This window comes from Oxalicibacterium flavum, from assembly GCF_014635065.1.
In the GTDB taxonomy this organism is placed as follows: domain Bacteria; phylum Pseudomonadota; class Gammaproteobacteria; order Burkholderiales; family Burkholderiaceae_D; genus Oxalicibacterium; species Oxalicibacterium flavum.
On the sequence record NZ_BMCG01000005.1, the window covers coordinates 58,659 to 77,097 of the forward strand.

Below are 18,439 nucleotides of genomic sequence, written 5' to 3' on the forward strand. Positions count from 1 at the left end.
TGAGGATGGTCTGCTCAGGTTGCGCAGTGTGGGCAGGAAGTGTCGGCCACATAGGCGGGCGACAGCTGTTCGCGTGTGCTGACGACGGATTGGCAATTCGGGCAGACGGTCGGGGCGCTGCTCGGTTCCAGTTGCGGATTGAGTGCGGTGCGCTGGTCGAACACGAAGCAGTCGCCCGTGTAGTGTGCGCCGCCGACTTCCTCGAAATACTTGAGGATGCCGCCTTCGAGCTGATAGACGCTGTCGTAGCCAACGTCTTTCATGTAGATCGCCGCCTTCTCGCAGCGGATGCCGCCGGTGCAGAAGGTAACCACGGTCTTGTCCTTCAGCTCCTCGCGGTGCGCGGCAACCACGTCCGGGAATTCGCTGAACTTGGTGATGCGGTAGTCGAGCGTGTTGTCGAAGGTGCCGACATCGACCTCGAAATCGTTGCGTGTATCCATCATGACCACGGGTTTGCCGTCGTCGTCGTGGCCCTGGTCGAGCCAGCGCTTGAGCGTGTGCGCTTCCACCACCGGCGCGCGGCCGAGCTCGGGCTTGATCAGCGGGTGCTTCATGGTGATGATTTCGCGCTTGAGCTTGACCAGCATCTTGTTGAACGGCTGCCCGTCGGACAGGCTTTCCTTGACCTCGAGATCGGCGAAGCGCGCATCACTGCGCAGCCAATTCAGGAAGGCGTCGATGTCGTGCCGCGTACCGGCCAGGAACAGGTTGATGCCTTCCGGGCTAAGCAGGATGGTGCCTTTCAGCGACAGCGCGTTGCACTTGTCGAGAAAGACCGGACGCTGCCCGGCGGTGTCGTCCAGGGTGACGAACTTGTAGGCGGCGATGTTGACGAAGGTGGTGCTGGCTTGCATGGTGTTCTGTGCTGATCGTGGCATGTCAGGATGACAAGTGCCTTGTTCGCCGCGGGCGGCGGATGGAAAGTCGTCCATTATAAAACCTCTGCGCGTTCCCACGCCCGATTCACGACCTTGCATTGCCAATGGCCCGAGGTCCCCCTGCGCGGTAGAATACCGACCCATGAGTTCCCCCCAATTTATCCATCTCCGCCTGCATTCCGAGTATTCGATCGTTGACGGCCTGGTCCGTATCGACGATGCCGTCAAGGCCGCCGTCAAGGATGGCCAGCCGGCGCTGGCCATCAGCGACCTCGCCAACCTGTTCGGCATGGTCAAGTTCTACAAGGAAGCGCGCGGCAAGGGCGTCAAGCCGATCGTCGGCTGCGACGCGTGGATCAGCAACGACAACGACCGCGACAAGCCCTCGCGCCTGTTGCTGCTGGTCAAGGACCGTACCGGTTACCTGCAGCTGTGCGACCTGCTGTCGCGCGCGTGGCTGACCAACCTGCATCGCGGGCGCGCCGAGATCCGGCCCGAGTGGCTGGAAGAGATCGCGCAATCGACGCCGGACAAGCACCTGATCGTGCTGTCGGGCGCGCATTTCGGCGACGTCGGCATCGCCATCGACAACGGCAACATCGCGGCTGCCGAGCGTGCCGCGCAGCGCTGGGCCGAACTGTTCCCCGGCCATTTCTACATCGAGGTGCAGCGCGCCGGTCAGCCCAACATGGAAGCGCACGTGCGGCAGGCGACGCAACTGGCGGCCAAGCTCGGCCTGCCGGTAGTGGCGACGCATCCGATCCAGTTCCTGACCGACGAGGAATTCACGGCGCATGAGGCGCGTACCTGCATCTCCGAAGGCGAAATCCTCGCCAACCCGCGCCGCGTCAAGCGTTTCAACGAGCGCCAGCGTTTCACCTCGCAGGCCGAGATGGCTGAGCTGTTCGCCGACATGCCGAACGCGCTGCGCAATTCGGTCGAGATCGCCAAGCGCTGCAACCTGATGCTGGAGCTCGGCAAGCCCAAGCTGCCGAATTTCCCGACGCCCGACGGTTCGTCGATCGACGACTTCCTGGTGCTGGAAGCCAAACGCGGCCTCGAGGCGCGGCTCGCACACCTGTACCCCGATCCGGCCGAGCGCGAACGTCAGCGCCCGCGCTACGAGGAGCGCCTGAAGTTCGAGACCGACACGATCATCCAGATGGGTTTCCCCGGGTACTTCCTGATCGTGGCCGACTTCATCCAGTGGGCCAAGAACAATGGCGTGCCGGTCGGTCCGGGCCGCGGCTCGGGTGCCGGTTCGCTGGTCGCCTATTCGCTGCTGATCACCGATCTCGATCCGCTCAAGTACAACCTGCTGTTCGAACGCTTCCTGAACCCGGAGCGCGTGTCGATGCCCGACTTCGACATCGACTTCTGCCAGGAAGGCCGCGACCGCGTGATCCAGTACGTCAAGGAGCGCTACGGCAAGGAAGCGGTCTCGCAGATCGCGACCTTCGGCACCATGGCGGCCAAGGGCGCGGTGCGCGACGTCGGCCGCGTGCTCGATTTCGGCTACAACTTCTGCGACGGCATTTCCAAGCTGATCCCGTTCAAGCCGGGCAAGCTGGTGACCATCGAGGATGCGATCAAGGAAGAGCCGTTGCTGGCCGAGCGCATCGAGAAGGAAGAAGAGGTCAAGCAGCTGCTCGAACTGGCGCAGCAGGTCGAAGGCATCGCGCGCAACATCGGCATGCATGCCGGCGGCGTGCTGATCGCGCCGGGCAAGCTGACGGATTTCTGCCCGCTCTATACGCAGGGCGGCGACTCCGGCGTGGTCTCGCAGTACGACAAGGACGACGTGGAAGCGGTCGGCCTCGTCAAGTTCGACTTTCTGGGCCTGACCACGCTGACGATCCTGGACCGCGCGGTGCGCTACATCAAGGATCTCGATCCGGCCATGGCCGACTTTGCGCTCGAGAAGCTGCCGCTCGACGACCGCCCTTCTTACGATCTGTTGACCAAGGCCAAGACGGTCGCCGTGTTCCAGCTGGAAAGCCGCGGCATGCAAGGCATGCTCAAGGATGCACGGCCCGACCGCTTCGAGGACATCATCGCGCTGGTCGCGCTCTACCGTCCGGGCCCGATGGACCTGATCCCGGACTTCTGCCGCCGCAAGCACGGCGAGAAGTTCGAGTATCCCGATCCGCGTACCGAGAGCATCCTGTCCGAGACCTACGGCATCATGGTCTATCAGGAACAGGTCATGCAGATGGCGCAGGTCATCGGCGGCTACTCGCTGGGCGGCGCCGATCTGCTGCGCCGTGCGATGGGCAAGAAGAAGGCCGAGGAAATGGCCGAGCATCGCGAAATCTTCCGCCAGGGCGCGGCCAGGAACGGCCTGACGCAGGACAAGGCCGACGAGATCTTCGACCTGATGGAGAAGTTCGCCGGCTACGGCTTCAACAAGTCGCACGCGGCCGCCTATGCACTGCTGTCGTATCACACCGCCTATCTGAAAGCGCATCATCCGGCCGCCTTCATGGCAGCCAACATGTCGCTCGCGATGGACGACACCGACAAGGTCAAGATCCTGGTCGAGGATGCGATCGACATCTGCGGCCTGACCATGCTGCCGCCGGACATCAACCAGTCCGACTACCGCTTTACGCCGGTCGGCGAGCCGGGCAAGAAGGCCACGCAGATTCGCTATGGCCTGGGCGCGGTCAAGGGGTCGGGCAAGGGCGCGATCGATGCCATCATCGTTGCGCGCCAGGGCCAGCCGTTCACCGACCTGTTCGATTTCTGCAAGCGTGTCGACAAGAAACAGATCAACCGCCGCACCATCGAATCGCTGATCCGCGCCGGTGCCTTCGACTGCTTCAGCGTTGACCGCGGCATCCTGCTGGCCTCGGTCGGCTTCGCGATCGAGTGCGCGGAGCAGGCAGAAGCGTCGGCCAATCAGGTCAGCCTGTTCGGCGGCGACGACAGCGACCTTGAATGCCCGCCCGAATACGTGAAGGCGCAGCCGTGGAGCGAGAAACAGAAGCTGACCGAGGAAAAGGCCGCGCTCGGCTTCTATCTGTCCGGCCATCTGTTCAACGCCTATGCGCCCGAGGTGAGACGCTTCGCGCGCGCCAAGCTGTCGAGCCTGGAGCCGTCGCGCGAGCCGCGCCTGATCGCCGGCGTCATCTCCGGCCTGCGCACGCAGATGACACAGCGCGGCCGCATGGTCATCGTCACGCTCGACGACGGCAGCGCCACGGTCGATGTCACGGTCTATAACGAAGTGTTCGATGCCAATCGCGGCATGTTCAAGGAAGACGAATTCCTCGCCGTGGTCGGCAAGGTATCGGAAGACCGCTTCTCGGGCGGCCTGCGCGTGACGGCGGAAAAGGTGATGGACATCGCCGCCGCGCGCATCCAGTATGCCAGGTGCGTGCGCGTGTCGCTGCAGGCGTCGGCCGACGTCGGCGTGCTGATGGCGACGCTGCAGGCCGCCGCGCGCGCCGACGGCAGCCCCGTGTTCGTCGAGTACCGGAACGACAAGGGCGTCTCGGAACTGTCGCTGGCCGAACAGTGGCGCATCAACCCGGACGATGGCGTCCGGCAGAAGCTGATCGAGCTCTATTCGGAAAACAACGTGGACATCGTCTATGACTGACGCGCCGCGCCGTCCCTCAACCGAGAAAACTGAATGAGATTTCCTGCCCATCTGCGCCGCCTGTTCGGCATGCTCGGCCCGTACAAGGGCCGGCTCGCCGTGGCCTTCGGCGGCATGATCATGACGGCGCTGACCGAACCGATGTTCCCGGCCGTCATGCGCGTGCTGCTCGACAAGGGATTCGGCGGCAAGCCGTCGTTCTCGCTGTGGCTGGTGCCGATTGCCATCGTCGGCATCTTCGTGCTGCGCGGCATATCGACCTTCACCACCACCTACATGATGACGTGGGTCTCGTCGCGACTGCTCAACACGCTGCGGCGCCAGATGTTCGCGCGCATCCTCGACGTGCCGCTGGGCTTCTATGCCAATCATTCGGTCGGCCGCGTCATCAACTCGATGATGTTCGAGGTGCAGCAGATCGTCGAGATGGTGACGAAGGTCTTCACCTCGCTGATCCGCGATTCGCTGACCGTGATCGTGCTGCTGTCCTTCCTGTTCTGGCTCAACTGGCGCCTGACGCTGGTGGCGCTTGTGCTGCTGCCGCTGATCGCGGTCGTGGTGCGCATGACCGGCAAGCGCGTGCGGCGCCTGACGCGCGAGTACCAGACCGTGAACGCCGAGATGACGCAGGTGATGGAAGAAACCACGCGTGCCAACCAGGTCATCAAGATCTTCGGCGGCCATCAGTACGAGATCAACCGCTTCGAACAGCGCGCCGACAAGCTGCGCAGCTACACCATGCGCATGGCCAGCACCCTGGCGGCAACCACGCCGGTGACGCAGGTGATGGCGGCGTTTGCGGTGGCGATCGTGATCGTGATTGCATTGATCCAGTCCGGCAACAACGAAACCACGGTCGGCGGTTTCGTTTCCTTCATTACCGCCATGCTGATGCTGCTCACTCCGCTGAAGAACATCGCCGAGGTCAACGGCCCGCTGCAACGCGGCCTGACGGCGGCCGAAGCCGTGTTCGCCGTGATCGACGCCCAGCCCGAACGCACCACCGGCAAGATGCTGCCGGGCCGTGCTGCCGGCCGGCTCGATTTCGTCAACCTGTCGTTTACCTATCCGGGTCAGCAGTCTCGCGCGCTGCACGACATCAACCTGACCGTGATGCCGGGCGAAACCATCGCCTTCGTCGGCATGTCGGGCGGCGGCAAATCGACGCTGGTCAACCTGGTGCCGGGCTTCTATCCCGTCGCCGAGGGCGAGATCCGTCTCGACGGCGAGGCGATCGACGACATCGCGCTGACCAGCCTGCGCCAGCAGATCGCCATGGTCAGCCAGCACGTGGTGCTGTTCGACGACACGATTGCCGCCAACATCGCCTATGGTGATGCGCAGCCCGATCCGCAGCGCATACTGGCTGCCGCGCGCGCCGCGCATCTGGAAGAAGTGATCGCCGGCCTGCCGCAAGGCTTGCAGACCATGATCGGCGACAACGGCGGCCGCCTGTCCGGTGGCCAGCGCCAGCGCCTGGCGATCGCGCGCGCGATCTACAAGGATGCACCGATCCTGATCCTCGACGAGGCGACCTCGGCGCTCGATTCCGAATCGGAACGCGCGGTGCAGGCCGCGCTCGACGAACTCATGAAGGGCCGCACCACGCTGGTCATCGCGCATCGTCTCTCGACCATCGAGCGCGCCGACCGCATCGCCGTGCTCGACGAAGGCCGCATCGTGGAACTCGGTTCGCATGCCGAGCTGCTGGCGCGCAACGAAGTCTATGCGAACCTGTACCACCTGCAGTTCGCTAAGGAAGAAGAGTCGCAGGGTTGAGCGCCGCGCAGGATGTCTGCGCACACATCATCACGAGGCCGCAACGGGCGGGAGAATAAAAAATGGCGGATATATTGGACAACACTGCAAATGCGACGAGGGAAACGCGCGACGATGATCGTGTGATCCTCTGCATGAAATGGGGCACTAAGTACGGTCCCGAATACATCAATCGGCTGTACGGCATGGTGCGCCGCAATCTGCGCGGCGATTTCCGCTTCGTCTGCCTGACCGACGACAGCAGCGGCATCCGTTCCGAGGTCGAATGCCTGCCGATTCCCGATCTGCGCCTGCCGGACGGTCTGCCCGAGCGCGGCTGGAAGAAGCTGACGACCTTCGAGGCCGATCTGCACGGACTCAGGGGCACGGCGCTGTTCCTCGATATCGACATCGTCATCACCGACAGCATCGACGCCTTCTTCGAGCATCCGGGCGAATTCCTCATCATCCACGACTGGAAACGGCCATGGCGCGTGACCGGCAATTCCTCGGTCTATCGCTTCCGCCTCGGCGTGCATGCCGACGTGCTCGCGCAGTTCCGTGCCACGCAGGCCGAGGCGCGCGCCAGTTTCCGCAACGAGCAGGCTTTCCTGTCGGACGTGCTGCACAAGCAGGGCAAGCTTGCCTACTGGCCGGCCTCGTGGTGCGCGAGCTACAAATACCATTGCATCCCGCCTTGGCCGACCAACTACTGGCGCGATCCTTTCGTGCCGGCGGGCACCAAGATCGTGATCTTCCACGGCGAGGTCAATCCGCCCGACGCGCTCGAAGGCCGGCGCAACCGTGCCTTCCGCTACGTGCGCAAGGCGCCGTGGATTGCGGACTACTGGAAGGAATGAGCGGGACAGGGCGGAAACGACAGGAATGACGAGCGGGGCGCGCTGATCGGTCGCCCCGCTTGCCGTTTACGGCAGGATCACATCAGGATCACGTCGTACTGTTCCTGGTGGTAGGTGGTTTCCACCTGCAGCGAGACCGGCTTGCCGATGAAGGCGCTGAGCATCGCCAGATGCTGCGATTCCTCCTCGAGGAACATGTCGATCACGACCTGCGAGGCAAGGATGCGGAACTCGCGCGGGTTGAACTGCTTGGCCTCGCGCGTGAGTTCGCGCAGGATTTCGTAGCAGATGGTGCGCGCGGTCTTGACCTGTCCCTTGCCGCTGCAGGCCGGGCAAGGTTCGCACAGGATGTGCGCGAGCGATTCGCGCGTGCGCTTGCGTGTCATTTCCACCAGCCCCAGTGCGGAAAATCCCGAGACCGACACCTTGGTCCGGTCGCGCGCCAGCGCGCGCTTGAGTTCGTTGAGCACCGCCGCCTTGTGATCATCGTTTTCCATGTCGATGAAATCGAGGATCACGATGCCGCCGAGATTGCGCAGCCGCAGCTGGCGCGCGATCGCATGCGAGGCTTCGAGATTGGTCTTGAAGATCGTGTCGTCGAAATTGCGGCCGTTGACGAAGCTGCCGGTGTTGACGTCGATGGTGGTCATCGCCTCGGTCTGGTCAACGATCAGGTAGCCGCCGGACTTGAGATCGACGCGGCGGCCGAGCGCGCGCTGGATTTCCTCTTCCACGCCGTACAGGTCGAATAGCGGCCGCTCGCCCGGATAATGCTGGAGCTTGGGCAGGATGGACGGCGTATATTGCTCGGCGAAGACGACCAGCTTCTGGTAGTTCTCGCGCGAATCGACCTGGATGCGCGGCGTGTTCTCGTTGACGAAGTCGCGCAGCACGCGCTGTGCGAGATCGAGGTCCTGGTACAGCAGACTCGGCGCAGGTCTGGTCTGCGCCTGCTGCGTGATGTTGCTCCAGGTCTTGCGCAGGTAGTCGATGTCGGATTTGAGGTCTTCTTCGGACGCATCCTCGGCCATGGTGCGGATGATGAAGCCGCCTTTCTCGCCGGGCTGCGTGAGCTTCTGCACCTTCTCGCGCAGGCTCTCGCGTTCGGCCTCGTTCTCGATGCGCTGCGAGATGCCGATGTGCGATTCCTGCGGCAGATAGACCAGCATGCGGCCGGCGATCGAGATCTGCGTCGACAGCCGCGCGCCCTTGGTGCCGATCGGGTCCTTGATGACCTGCACCGTGATCGACTGGCCATCGTGCAGCATGCGTTCGATCGGTATCGGCGAAGCGGGCTGTCCGTCCTGCGTGCGTGCGCTCCAGATGTCGGCCACGTGCAGGAAGGCCGCGCGTTCGAGTCCGATATCGACGAAGGCCGACTGCATGCCGGGCAGCACGCGTACGACCTTGCCCAGATAGATGTTGCCTGCCATGCCGCGCGACAGCGTACGTTCGACGTGCAGTTCCTGTACCGCGCCCTGCAACACCAGGGCGACGCGGGTTTCCTGCGGGGTGACGTTGACCAGAATGACTTCGCTCATAGGATCTGCATGCCTGCCTGTTTCAGTAATTGTCCGGTTTCGTACAAGGGCAGGCCCATGATGCCCGAATGGCTGCCGGCGATGTCTTCGATGAACAGCGCAGCCTGGCCCTGGATGCCATAGCCGCCGGCCTTGTCGTAGGGTTCGGTGGTCGCGCAGTAGCGACGAATGGTTTGTTCCGACAGGCTTGCGAAGGCGACGTCCGAGCGTTGCGTGACTTGGTAGGTGGCTTCTCCATGCAGCACGACCACATGGGTGAGCACCTGATGCGTGCGGCCGGAAAGCGCCTGCATCATCGCGATCGCCTCGGCCTCGTCGGCCGGCTTGCCGAGAATGCGGCCGTCGAGCACCACGGTAGTGTCGGCCGCCAGCACCGGACGCGGCGGCAGCTTGCGCCACTGCATGGTCTGCCGCGCAAACTGCGCCTTTTCCAGCGTGACGCGCGCCACGTAGTCTTCGGCACGTTCGTCGGGCAACACCTCTTCGCTGACGTCGGGACCGCGCGCGGCGTGGTCACGCAGGATCAGCAGCTCGAATTCGACGCCGATCTGGCGCAGCAATTCGCGGCGGCGCGGGCTCTTGGAAGCGAGATAGATTTTCCGGACGGGCGTCTTCATGCTGATCAGACGCGATGGTAGGGATGGTTCTGCGTGATCGACCAGGCACGGTACAACTGCTCGGCCAGCATCACGCGCACCATGCCGTGCGGCAGCGTCATGCTCGACAGGCGTATCAGCATGTCGGCGTTGCGCTTGAATTCGGGATCGAGGCCGTCGGCACCGCCGATGACAAAGACGACGTCGCGTCCGTCCTGTTGCCATTGCGTCAGCGATTGCGACAGCTGCACGCTGGTCAGATCCTTGCCGTGCTCGTCGAGGGCGACGATGCGCGCCCCCTTGGGAATGGCGGCCTCGATCTTGCCGCGCTCGAGCGCCATCGCCGTCTCGGCGGTCTTGCTGCCGGAACGTTCGACGGGCTTGATTTCCTTGAGGACGATGCGGCAGTCATGCGGCATGCGTTTGGCATATTCGCCGAAGCCGCTTTCGATCCAGGCAGGCATCTTGTGCCCGACCGCAGCGATGACGAACTGCATGCCGCGCGCCGCTTACTCGGCGGATTTCTTGGCAGCGCGCTTGGCGACAACCTTTTTGGCCGGTGCCTTGGCAGCCACCTTTTTCGCAGGAGTCTTGCGCGCAGGCGCTTTTTCCTTCTTGTAGGCTTCTGCCGTCTTGCTGGCGGCGACCTTCACGGTCTTGCCGACGGCTTTCTTGGCCGGTGCCTTCTTCGCCGCGGTTTTGGTGGCGGCTGTCTTGCGTGCCGGCTTCTTCGGTGCATCGTCGTCCAGCGTGGTCTGGCTGGCAGCCAGATGGCGGCTGGTTTTCTTCGGCGCATCGGTGTCTTCGGCGGCGGTGCGTTTCGACGTGCGCTTGGCTGCGCCGAACTTCACTTCCTTTTCACCCCAGATTTCCTCGAGGCGATAGTAGGCGCGGATTGCCGGCTGCATGATGTGGACGATCATGTCGCCCAGATCGACCAGCACCCATTCGCCGGTGTCTTCGCCTTCGATGCTGACGATGTTGCCGCCGTTCGCCTTGACCTTGTCGCGTACCGACGACGCAAGCGCCTTGGTCTGGCGGTTCGAGGTGCCGGAGGCGATCGCGATGCGATCGAACAGACTGGTCAGGTGCTCGGTGTTGAAGACCTGAATGTCTTGTGCCTTGACGTCTTCCAGCGCGTCGATGACGAGGGCTTGCAGTTTTTTGATATCCATTAATGTCGGTAGAGGTGATGTTGTTCGATATAGTCTAGCACCCCGGAAGGGAGCTGAGGAATCGCGTGGTGGCCGCCCTGTAGTGCGGTGCGAATGGCGGTGGCGGAAATGTCGAGCGAGAGGTCGGTTGCCAGCAGGGCCAGTCCGGCGGCGGTTTGCCGGATGCGTTCGGCGGAGGCGGCGCGTCGGGCGAACTCTTCCGTCACCGCGGCAGGTATGTGTGCGGCATCCGTGGCAAAGCCCGGCCGCGACGCGGCGCAGACATGGGCGTGCTCGAACAGTTCTCGCCAGTGTTGCCAGGTATCCAGATGCTGCAACTGGTCGGCGCCGATCAGAAACACCAGGGAAACCTCGGGACCCAGTTCGGCGCGGATCGCGCGCAGGGTCTCGACGCTGTAGCTGGGCCGGTCGCGCAGAATTTCCTGGCGATCGATGGCGACCGGTATAGGGCAATCGGCGAATGCGCGTTCGAGCATGGCGACGCGATCCTCGGCCGAGGCCTGCAGGCCATTCTTCTGCCATGGATTGCCGGCCGGAATGATGCGCAGCAGGTCGGGTCGCAACAGATCGATGAAGTGCTGCGCCAAGGCAACGTGGGCGCGGTGCACAGGATCGAAGCTGCCGCCCAGCAGCAGGATGCATTGCCGTGGTTCGCCGTGCATGGTCAGAGCCAGTCCCTGTGGATCAGGAAGTCGGAATGGAGTCGCGCTTCCGGCGATCCGGGCTCGGGCTGCCAGTCATAGCGCCAGGTCACCACCGGCGGCATCGACATCAGGATCGATTCGGTGCGTCCGCCCGATTGCAGGCCGAACAGCGTGCCGCGATCGAACACGAGATTGAATTCCACGTAGCGGCCGCGCCGGTAGGTCTGGAAGTCGCGTTCGCGTTGGCCGAAGGCGATGTCGCGACGGCGTGCCACGATGGGCAGATAGGCATCGAGAAAATGGTCGCCGACGCTGCGTTGCAGGGCGAAGCAATGTTCGAAGCCGCCTTCGTTGAGATCGTCGAAGAAGATGCCGCCGACGCCGCGTGGTTCCTTGCGGTGCTTGAGATAGAAGTATTCGTCGCACCATGTCTTGTAGCGCGCATGCAGACCGCTTCCGAAAGGCTGCAAGGCATCGCGGCAGGTGCGGTGGAAATGCTGCGCATCTTCCTCGAAGCCGTAGTAGGGTGTGAGGTCCATGCCGCCGCCGAACCACCAGATCGGTTCCTGGCCGTCGGCGGTGGCGATGAAGAAGCGCACGTTCATGTGCACGGTCGGCACATAGGGGTTGTGCGGATGCAGCACCAGCGACACGCCCATCGCTTCCCATTGGCGACCGGCAATGCCGGGACGGTTGGCTGCCGCCGACGGCGGCAGGTTGCTGCCGGTCACATGCGAAAAGCCGACGCCGCCGCGCTCGAACAGATTGCCGTTCTCGATGATGCGCGAGATACCGCCTCCGCCTTCTGGGCGTTGCCATTCGTCGGCAAGGAATTCCTTGCCGTCGGCCTGCTGGAGCGCGCTCACGATGCGCTGTTGCAGGTCTTGCAGATACTGCTTGACGGCGGCGGACGGGAGGGAAGTCACAGGCATGGTTTCCAGTTTGTCGAGGCGCTCCGGTCGCGAATGACGGTGCTTCGATGATGCCGATGCCGGCATCGCGGGTTGCTGCAATCCGCCGCGCCTGTCAGGCTGGCGCGGCGGAGAGGGTGATGCCGATTATGGACGCTTGAGGGCGCGCCAGCCGATGTCGCGACGGAACTGCACGCCGTCGAAATGAATCTGGTCGGCGACGTCGTAGGCTTTCTTCTGCGCCATCTTGACGTTGTCGCCAAGGCCGACCACGCACAGCACGCGGCCGCCCGAGGTCTTCAGTTGCGTGCCGTCGAGCGTGGTGCCGGCGTGGAAGGTCACGCTGTCGGGCGTGGCGGCCGGGATGCCGGTGATGGTATCGCCCTTGCGCGGTGCATCCGGATAACCGGCGGCGGCCAGCACCACGCCGAGCGCGGTGCGGCGGTCCCATTCGAGTTCGATCGCGTCCAGCGTGCCGTTGATCGCGTGTTCCATCACGACCGTCAGATCGGTCTTCAGGCGCGCCATGATCGGCTGCGTTTCGGGATCGCCCATGCGGCAGTTGAATTCCAGCGTGCGCGGATTGCCCTTGTCGTCGATCATCAGGCCTGCGTAGAGGAAGCCGGTGAAGACGATGCCGTCCTTGGCCATGCCCTGCACGGTTGGCAGGATGATCTCGCGCATCACGCGCGCATGCAGCGCAGGCGTAACGATGGGCGCGGGCGAATAGGCGCCCATGCCGCCGGTGTTCGGGCCTTCGTCGTTGTCGAGCAGGCGCTTGTGATCCTGGCTGGTGGCCAGCGGCAGAACGTTCTTGCCGTCGACCATGACGATGAAGCTGGCTTCCTCGCCGGCCAGGAATTCCTCGATCACGACGCGCGCGCCGGCATCGCCGAGCTTGTTGTCGGACAACATCATATCGACCGCCGCATGCGCGTCCTCGGCCGTCATGGCGACCACCACACCCTTGCCGGCAGCCAGGCCGTCGGCCTTGATGACGATCGGTGCGCCTTTCTGATCGATGTAATCGTGCGCGCCCTGCAGATCGGCGAAGGTCTGGTATGCGGCGGTCGGGATCGCGTGGCGCTGCATGAAGGCCTTGGCGAAATCCTTGGAGCTTTCGAGCTGCGCGGCTTCCTTGCTGGGGCCGAAGATCTTGAGGTTGTGGCTGCGGAAGATGTTGACGATGCCTGCCGCCAGCGGCACTTCGGGGCCGACCACGGTCAGCGCGACGTTTTCCTTCTGCGCGAATTCGGCCAGCGCCTGCGGATCGTTGATGGCGACGTTCTCGAGCCGGTCGTCGAGCGCGGTGCCGCCGTTGCCGGGTGCCACGAATACCTTCTGAATCCGTTCGGATTGCGCCAGTTTCCAAGCCAGGGCATGTTCGCGGCCGCCTGAGCCGACTACCAGAATTTTCATCGATTTATATGATTGCTTGATTGAGTGGCCGCATGACAGCGGACGGAATCGGGTGCGGTCGGGACACGATGTGCGACGCGGATGCGTCGCCGTGCATCAGCCCTGGATGACCGCGTTGGTATAGATCTCCTGCACGTCGTCGAGGTTTTCGAGCGCGTCGAGCAGTTTCTGCATCTTGACCGCATCGTCGCCCTCGAACACGGTTTCGGTGGCCGGCTTCATGACGACTTCGGCCAGTTCGGCCTTGAAGCCGGCGGCTTCCAGCGCATTCTTGACGGCGGTGAAATCGTTGGGCGCGCACAGCACCTCGATGCCGCCTTCGTCATCGGTGACGACATCCTCGGCGCCGGCTTCGAGCGCGGCTTCCATCAGCTTGTCCTCGTCGGTGCCCGGCGCAAAGAAGAACTGGCCGCAGTGCTTGAACAGGAAGGCCACCGAACCTTCGGTGCCCATGTTGCCGCCGAACTTGGAAAAGGCATGGCGCACTTCGGCCACGGTGCGCACGCGGTTGTCGGTCATGCAATCGACAATGATGGCGGCGCCGTTGATGCCGTAGCCTTCGTAGCGGATTTCCTCGTAGTCCACGCCGTCCAGGGTGCCAGTGCCGCGCTGGATCGCGCGCGTGACGTTGTCCTTGGGCATGTTGGCGTCGGCTGCCTTGTCGACGGCCAGGCGCAGGCGCGGATTGGCGTCGGGGTCGCCGCCGCCCATGCGGGCCGCCACAGTGATTTCCTTGATCAGACGGGTCCAGATCTTGCCGCGCTTTTCATCCTGACGGCCCTTGCGATGCTGGATATTGGCCCATTTACTGTGTCCTGCCATGCCGAATTTCTTTCCAGATGAGTTGCGTGGCGGGTAAAAATCGCCGCTTGCGGCGTTGCGCCAGCCTGCCGACCAAGCCTGCTGTCTGCGCTGACGCGCCTTGTCATCGACGATTTTTGCCAGCCACTCTTGGCTATAATGAGGCGCGGATTTTAACATATCGCCTTGCCTATCTGATTGGCGCCATCTCCCTTCTTTTACGGACAAAACCATGCCGAATCCCTTGCTGATCGCCAAGAACCCGGAACACGACCTGACGCTGCTGCCGGCGCTCGCTAATCGGCACGGCTGCATCACGGGTGCCACCGGCACCGGCAAGACGGTCACGCTGCAGGCGATGGCGCAGGCGCTGTCCGACATCGGCGTGCCGGTTTTCATGGCCGACATCAAGGGCGACCTGTCCGGCATTGCGATGCCCGGCGTCAGCGCCGGCAAGGTCAAGGAGCGTTTCGCCTCGCTCGGCATGGAAGAGCCGGTATGGAGCGGCGCGCCGGTCACGTTCTGGGATGTGTATGGCGAGAAGGGCCATCCGGTGCGCGCCACGATCTCGGATCTCGGCCCCTTGCTCCTGTCGCGCATGCTCAACCTCAACGACACCCAGCAGGGCGTGCTGCAACTGGTGTTCAAGATCGCCGACGACCAGGGCATGCTGCTGCTCGACAGCAAGGATCTGCGCGCGATGCTGCAATACGTCGGCGACAACGCGGCCGACTTCAAGACCGAATACGGCAATATTTCGGCCGCCAGCATCGGCGCCATCCAGCGCGGCCTGATCGCGATTGACGAGCAGGGCGGCGACCTCTTCTTCGGCGAACCCATGTTCAACATCGAGGATCTGCTGCAAACCGATGCCGGCGGCAAGGGCGTGGTCAACATCCTCGCCGCCGACAGGTTGATGAACGCGCCGCGCCTGTATTCGACCTTCCTGCTGTGGATGTTGTCGGAACTGTTCGAGAAGCTGCCGGAGGTCGGCGATCTCGACAAGCCCAAGCTCGCCTTCTTCTTCGACGAAGCGCACCTGCTGTTTGCCGAAGCGCCCAAGGTGCTGCTGCAGAAGATCGAGCAGGTGGTGCGCCTGATCCGCTCCAAGGGCGTCGGCGTCTATTTCGTCACGCAGAATCCGCTCGACATTCCGGACACCGTGCTCGGCCAGCTCGGCAACCGTGTGCAGCACGCGCTGCGCGCCTACACGCCGCGCGACCAGAAGGCGGTGCAGGCGGCGGCGCAGACCTTCCGCCCGAATCCGGCGCTCGATACCGCGCAGACCATCACCGAACTCGGCGTCGGCGAGGCGCTGGTGTCCTTCCTCGACGAGAAGGGCCGCCCCAACATTGTCGAGCGTGCCTTCATCCTGCCGCCCGCCTCGCAGATCGGCCCGATCAGCGAGGCCGAACGCACGACGCTGATCGCGCGCTCGGTGGTGGCCGGTGTGTATGAAAAGGCGGTGGACCGCGAATCGGCCTACGAAAAACTCAAGGCCCGCACCGCCGCGCAAGCCAAGCAAGCAGACGAAGCAACGGCCGAGGAACAGGGCGGCTTTTCGGACATGCTGGGCGGCATCTTCGGCAACGGCGGCAGCAAGACCGGCAACGGCAAGAAGCCGGCCGCGCGCCGCAGCGACACGGTGGTCGAGGCCATGGTCAAATCCACCGTGCGCACCATGGGCTCCACGGTCGGCCGCGAAATCATTCGCGGCATCCTCGGTTCCATCCTGAAGAAGAAATAAGACGCTGCCCTCATCGCGGCCGCCAATGATTCACGCCGTTGCCGGCGGCGCGAACGTCAGTGCCTGATCGGCCAGATACTGCATCAGCCATCTGCCGGCCGGTCCCGGCGCATCGTCGGCGCGGTTGATCATGTGCAGGCTGTACTGGCCGCTGTTCAGATGCGCCAGGTGCAGATGCACGAGCCGCCCTGCGGCCAGGTCGTCGCGCACCATGTGCTCGGGCATCGAACCCCAACCCAGTCCATTGAGCAGCAGCATGTGCTTGGCACCGAGGTCGCCGAGCCGCCAGTCGCGCAGGGCGATCACGCCGAAGTTCTGGCCGGCGGTCAGCTGGCTGCGGTCGGTCAGCACCAGCTGGGTGTGGTCGCGCGCCGCTTCGGTCGGGATCACGCCATCCATGCGCGCCAGCGGATGCGAGGGCGCGGCCACCGGGATCATGGTGATGTGGCCGAGCTGCAGGTGTTGGTAGGTGTCGGGGAAGTCGAGCATCGGTCCGGTGATGCCGATCTGGCAGATGCGCTCGCCGACCAGATGCTTGACGGCGCCCAGCGCCTCGATGCGCAGGCGCAGCGCCACGGTCGGAAACTGCTCCTGAAAGGCCTTCAACGCCATCACCAGCGAGCAGTTCGGATACATGACATCGACCGCCAGCGAGACCTCGGCTTCCAGTCCCAGCGACATCATCTTGGCGCGCGCCCGCATCGCATCGACCTTCATGCCGACGCTGCGCGCATCGGCCAGCAGCGCCTTGCCGGCTTCCGTGAGCACCGGCTTGCGCTTGCTGCGGTCGAACAGCGCGACGTTCAGTTGCGCCTCCAGGTTGGCAATCGTGTAGCTGACGACCGACTGCGTGCGATGCAGTTCTTCCGCAGCGCGCGAGAAACTGCCGCAATCGATGACGGCGACGAAGACGCGCAACTGGTCCAGGGTAGGCAGGCCGGGATCTCTCATATCGATATTTTCGATTAAATTAAGATAAATAAAGTGGGTTTTATTGATGCTAAACCTGTTCTACGATGCTTTCAACAACGCGATGACTGCTTTTCATCGTGTTTCCTGAACAACTGCCGGCCGCCATGGGCGTCCGGCGCATCCAACAGAAAGTGAGTGCATCATGACCAAGATTCTTCTCGTCAACAGCAGCGTGCGTCGTACCGATTCCGTTTCCCGCAAGGTGACCGGCGAGTTCGTCGCCAAGTGGAAGGCGCGCGAACCCGGCACCGTGGTCGTCGAGCGCGACGTCGCCGCGCAACCCCTGCCGCACCTGAACGAACAGACGCTGGGCGCTTTCTTCACGCCGCCCGAGCAGCGCACGCCCGAGCAGGCAGAGATCGCCAGGCTGTCGGAAACGCTGGTGCAGGAACTGTTCGACGCCGACGTCATCGTGATCGGCGCGCCGATGTACAACTTCTCGATCACCTCGGGCCTGAAGGCATGGATCGACCACGTGGCGCGCGCCGGCGTGACCTTCAAGTATGCGGAGTCGGGCCCGGTCGGCCTGCTGACCGGCAAGAAGGTCTATATCTTCACGGCGACCGGCGGCGTCTATACCTCGGGCCCCGCGCAGGGCATGGATTTCCTCGGCACCTATCTGCGCGCGGTGCTGGGCTTCATCGGCCTGACCGACGTCACCTTCGTGCACAGCGAAGGACTGGCGATGGGCGAGGCCGGCGTCGAGAAGGCGCTGGCGCAAACCGGGGCAACCATCAACGAATTGCTGCCGGCCTGATATCCTTCGTCTTTCGGGAATAAATGGCAGCGGGTGCCGATGGTCGGCGCCCGCTGCGTTTTTCGCATGTTTTCGCCTTTCCCGTTGACTGGAAGTACATCGTTCATGAATACAAGTCCCAGCGCGGCCGGAGTGGTCGCCGTTCCCGATTCCGATCTCGACCACGTCGCCTCGTGCGATTTGCCGACGCCGTGGGCGACCTTTCGCCTGCATGCCTTCGTCGAACCGTCAACCGGCAAGGAACACGTGGCGCTGACGCTGGGCGATGTGGCCGACGGCAAGCCGGTGTTGTCGCGCATCCATTCCGAATGCCTGACCGGCGACGGCCTGTTCAGCCTGCGCTGCGACTGCGGTCCGCAGCTCGAGGCGGCGCTGCGCAGCATCGCCGAGGAAGGACGCGGCGCGCTGTTCTACCTGCGCCAGGAAGGGCGCGGCATCGGTCTCGTCAACAAGATCCGCGCCTATCAGTTGCAGGACGCCGGCGCCGACACGGTGGAAGCCAACGAGCAGCTCGGCTTCAAGGCCGATCAGCGCAACTACCGCCTGTGCCTGCCGATGCTGCGGCACCTGGGGATCTCGACCTTGCGGCTGATGACCAACAATCCGCGCAAGATCGCAGCGATGGAACAGATCGGCATCCAGATCTCCGAGCGCGTGCCGCTCATCATTTCGCGCAACCCGCACAACGAACGCTACCTGACGACCAAGGCGGTCAAGCTCGGCCACCTGTTCTGATCTGTTGTGCGGCCGGCAGACTTTGCGCGCAGCCGCTA

Annotated in this window: 16 protein-coding genes; 6 read left to right on the forward strand and 10 right to left on the reverse strand. The window is 63.6% G+C overall.

Features of this window, described 5'->3' with window-relative positions; translation table 11 throughout:
- Positions 1–14: 14 nt before the first annotated feature.
- Positions 15–881: a sulfurtransferase gene (locus IEV38_RS12440; RefSeq protein ID WP_371869881.1), complete on the reverse strand. Its 867-nt coding sequence runs from the start codon at positions 879–881 to the stop codon at positions 15–17.
- A 142-nt stretch (positions 882–1,023) separates the two neighbouring features.
- Between IEV38_RS12440 and dnaE the strand changes: the two genes are divergently transcribed.
- The 3 genes from dnaE to IEV38_RS12455 all read left to right on the forward strand — a co-directional run bounded on the left by dnaE (position 1,024) and on the right by IEV38_RS12455 (position 7,103).
- Positions 1,024–4,485: a DNA polymerase III subunit alpha gene (gene dnaE / locus IEV38_RS12445; RefSeq protein WP_188396556.1), complete on the forward strand. Its 3,462-nt coding sequence runs from the start codon at positions 1,024–1,026 to the stop codon at positions 4,483–4,485.
- Positions 4,486–4,518: 33 nt separating this feature from the next.
- Positions 4,519–6,264, forward strand: coding sequence for a lipid A export permease/ATP-binding protein MsbA (gene msbA / locus IEV38_RS12450; RefSeq protein ID WP_188396558.1), 1,746 nt, complete (start codon positions 4,519–4,521; stop codon positions 6,262–6,264).
- A 62-nt stretch (positions 6,265–6,326) separates the two neighbouring features.
- A complete protein-coding gene (locus IEV38_RS12455; protein ID WP_371869882.1) occupies positions 6,327–7,103 on the forward strand; it encodes a glycosyltransferase in 777 nt (258 codons plus the stop codon).
- 77 nt (positions 7,104–7,180) lie between these two features.
- On the opposite strand, the gene rng is transcribed toward IEV38_RS12455, so the two are convergent.
- From rng to IEV38_RS12495, 8 genes are all read right to left on the reverse strand, one after another.
- On the reverse strand, positions 7,181–8,644 hold the full coding sequence (gene rng / locus IEV38_RS12460) for a ribonuclease G (protein ID WP_188396562.1): 1,464 nt from the start codon (positions 8,642–8,644) through the stop codon (positions 7,181–7,183).
- Complete coding sequence (locus IEV38_RS12465) at positions 8,641–9,261, reverse strand: Maf family protein (RefSeq protein ID WP_188396564.1); 621 nt, start codon at positions 9,259–9,261, stop codon at positions 8,641–8,643. The genes rng and IEV38_RS12465 overlap by 4 nt, the downstream gene beginning before the upstream one ends.
- A gap of 5 nt (positions 9,262–9,266) precedes the next feature.
- Entirely contained in the window at positions 9,267–9,737 is a 471-nt protein-coding gene (gene rlmH / locus IEV38_RS12470) for a 23S rRNA (pseudouridine(1915)-N(3))-methyltransferase RlmH (RefSeq protein WP_188396566.1), read from the reverse strand.
- 12 nt (positions 9,738–9,749) lie between these two features.
- Positions 9,750–10,415 carry a ribosome silencing factor gene (gene rsfS, locus IEV38_RS12475; protein WP_188396567.1) on the reverse strand — a complete coding sequence of 222 codons (666 nt, stop codon included), beginning with the start codon at positions 10,413–10,415 and terminating at the stop codon, positions 9,750–9,752.
- The gene (locus IEV38_RS12480) at positions 10,415–11,077 is read right to left on the reverse strand and encodes a nicotinate-nucleotide adenylyltransferase (protein WP_188396569.1); all 663 of its coding nucleotides are present in this window, start codon (positions 11,075–11,077) and stop codon (positions 10,415–10,417) included. Before IEV38_RS12480 ends, rsfS begins: the two co-directional genes overlap by 1 nt.
- Positions 11,078–11,079: 2 nt before the next feature.
- A complete protein-coding gene (gene hemF, locus IEV38_RS12485; RefSeq protein ID WP_188396571.1) occupies positions 11,080–11,991 on the reverse strand; it encodes an oxygen-dependent coproporphyrinogen oxidase in 912 nt (303 codons plus the stop codon).
- A gap of 126 nt (positions 11,992–12,117) precedes the next feature.
- On the reverse strand, positions 12,118–13,389 hold the full coding sequence (gene purD, locus IEV38_RS12490; protein WP_188396573.1) for a phosphoribosylamine--glycine ligase: 1,272 nt from the start codon (positions 13,387–13,389) through the stop codon (positions 12,118–12,120).
- Positions 13,390–13,485: 96 nt separating this feature from the next.
- Positions 13,486–14,211, reverse strand: a complete 726-nt coding sequence (locus IEV38_RS12495) for a YebC/PmpR family DNA-binding transcriptional regulator (protein WP_188396575.1) — start codon at positions 14,209–14,211, stop codon at positions 13,486–13,488.
- Between the two features lie 211 nt (positions 14,212–14,422).
- Between IEV38_RS12495 and IEV38_RS12500 the strand changes: the two genes are divergently transcribed.
- Complete coding sequence (locus tag IEV38_RS12500) at positions 14,423–15,937, forward strand: helicase HerA-like C-terminal domain-containing protein (protein WP_188396577.1); 1,515 nt, start codon at positions 14,423–14,425, stop codon at positions 15,935–15,937.
- A gap of 30 nt (positions 15,938–15,967) precedes the next feature.
- Here the strand turns inward: IEV38_RS12500 and IEV38_RS12505 are convergent, their stop codons facing one another.
- On the reverse strand, positions 15,968–16,888 hold the full coding sequence (locus IEV38_RS12505) for a LysR family transcriptional regulator (protein ID WP_188396579.1): 921 nt from the start codon (positions 16,886–16,888) through the stop codon (positions 15,968–15,970).
- A gap of 163 nt (positions 16,889–17,051) precedes the next feature.
- Between IEV38_RS12505 and IEV38_RS12510 the strand changes: the two genes are divergently transcribed.
- Complete coding sequence (locus IEV38_RS12510; RefSeq protein WP_188396581.1) at positions 17,052–17,666, forward strand: FMN-dependent NADH-azoreductase; 615 nt, start codon at positions 17,052–17,054, stop codon at positions 17,664–17,666.
- A gap of 105 nt (positions 17,667–17,771) precedes the next feature.
- Entirely contained in the window at positions 17,772–18,401 is a 630-nt protein-coding gene (gene ribA, locus IEV38_RS12515) for a GTP cyclohydrolase II (protein WP_188396582.1), read from the forward strand.
- The last annotated feature ends 38 nt before the right edge of the window (positions 18,402–18,439 follow it).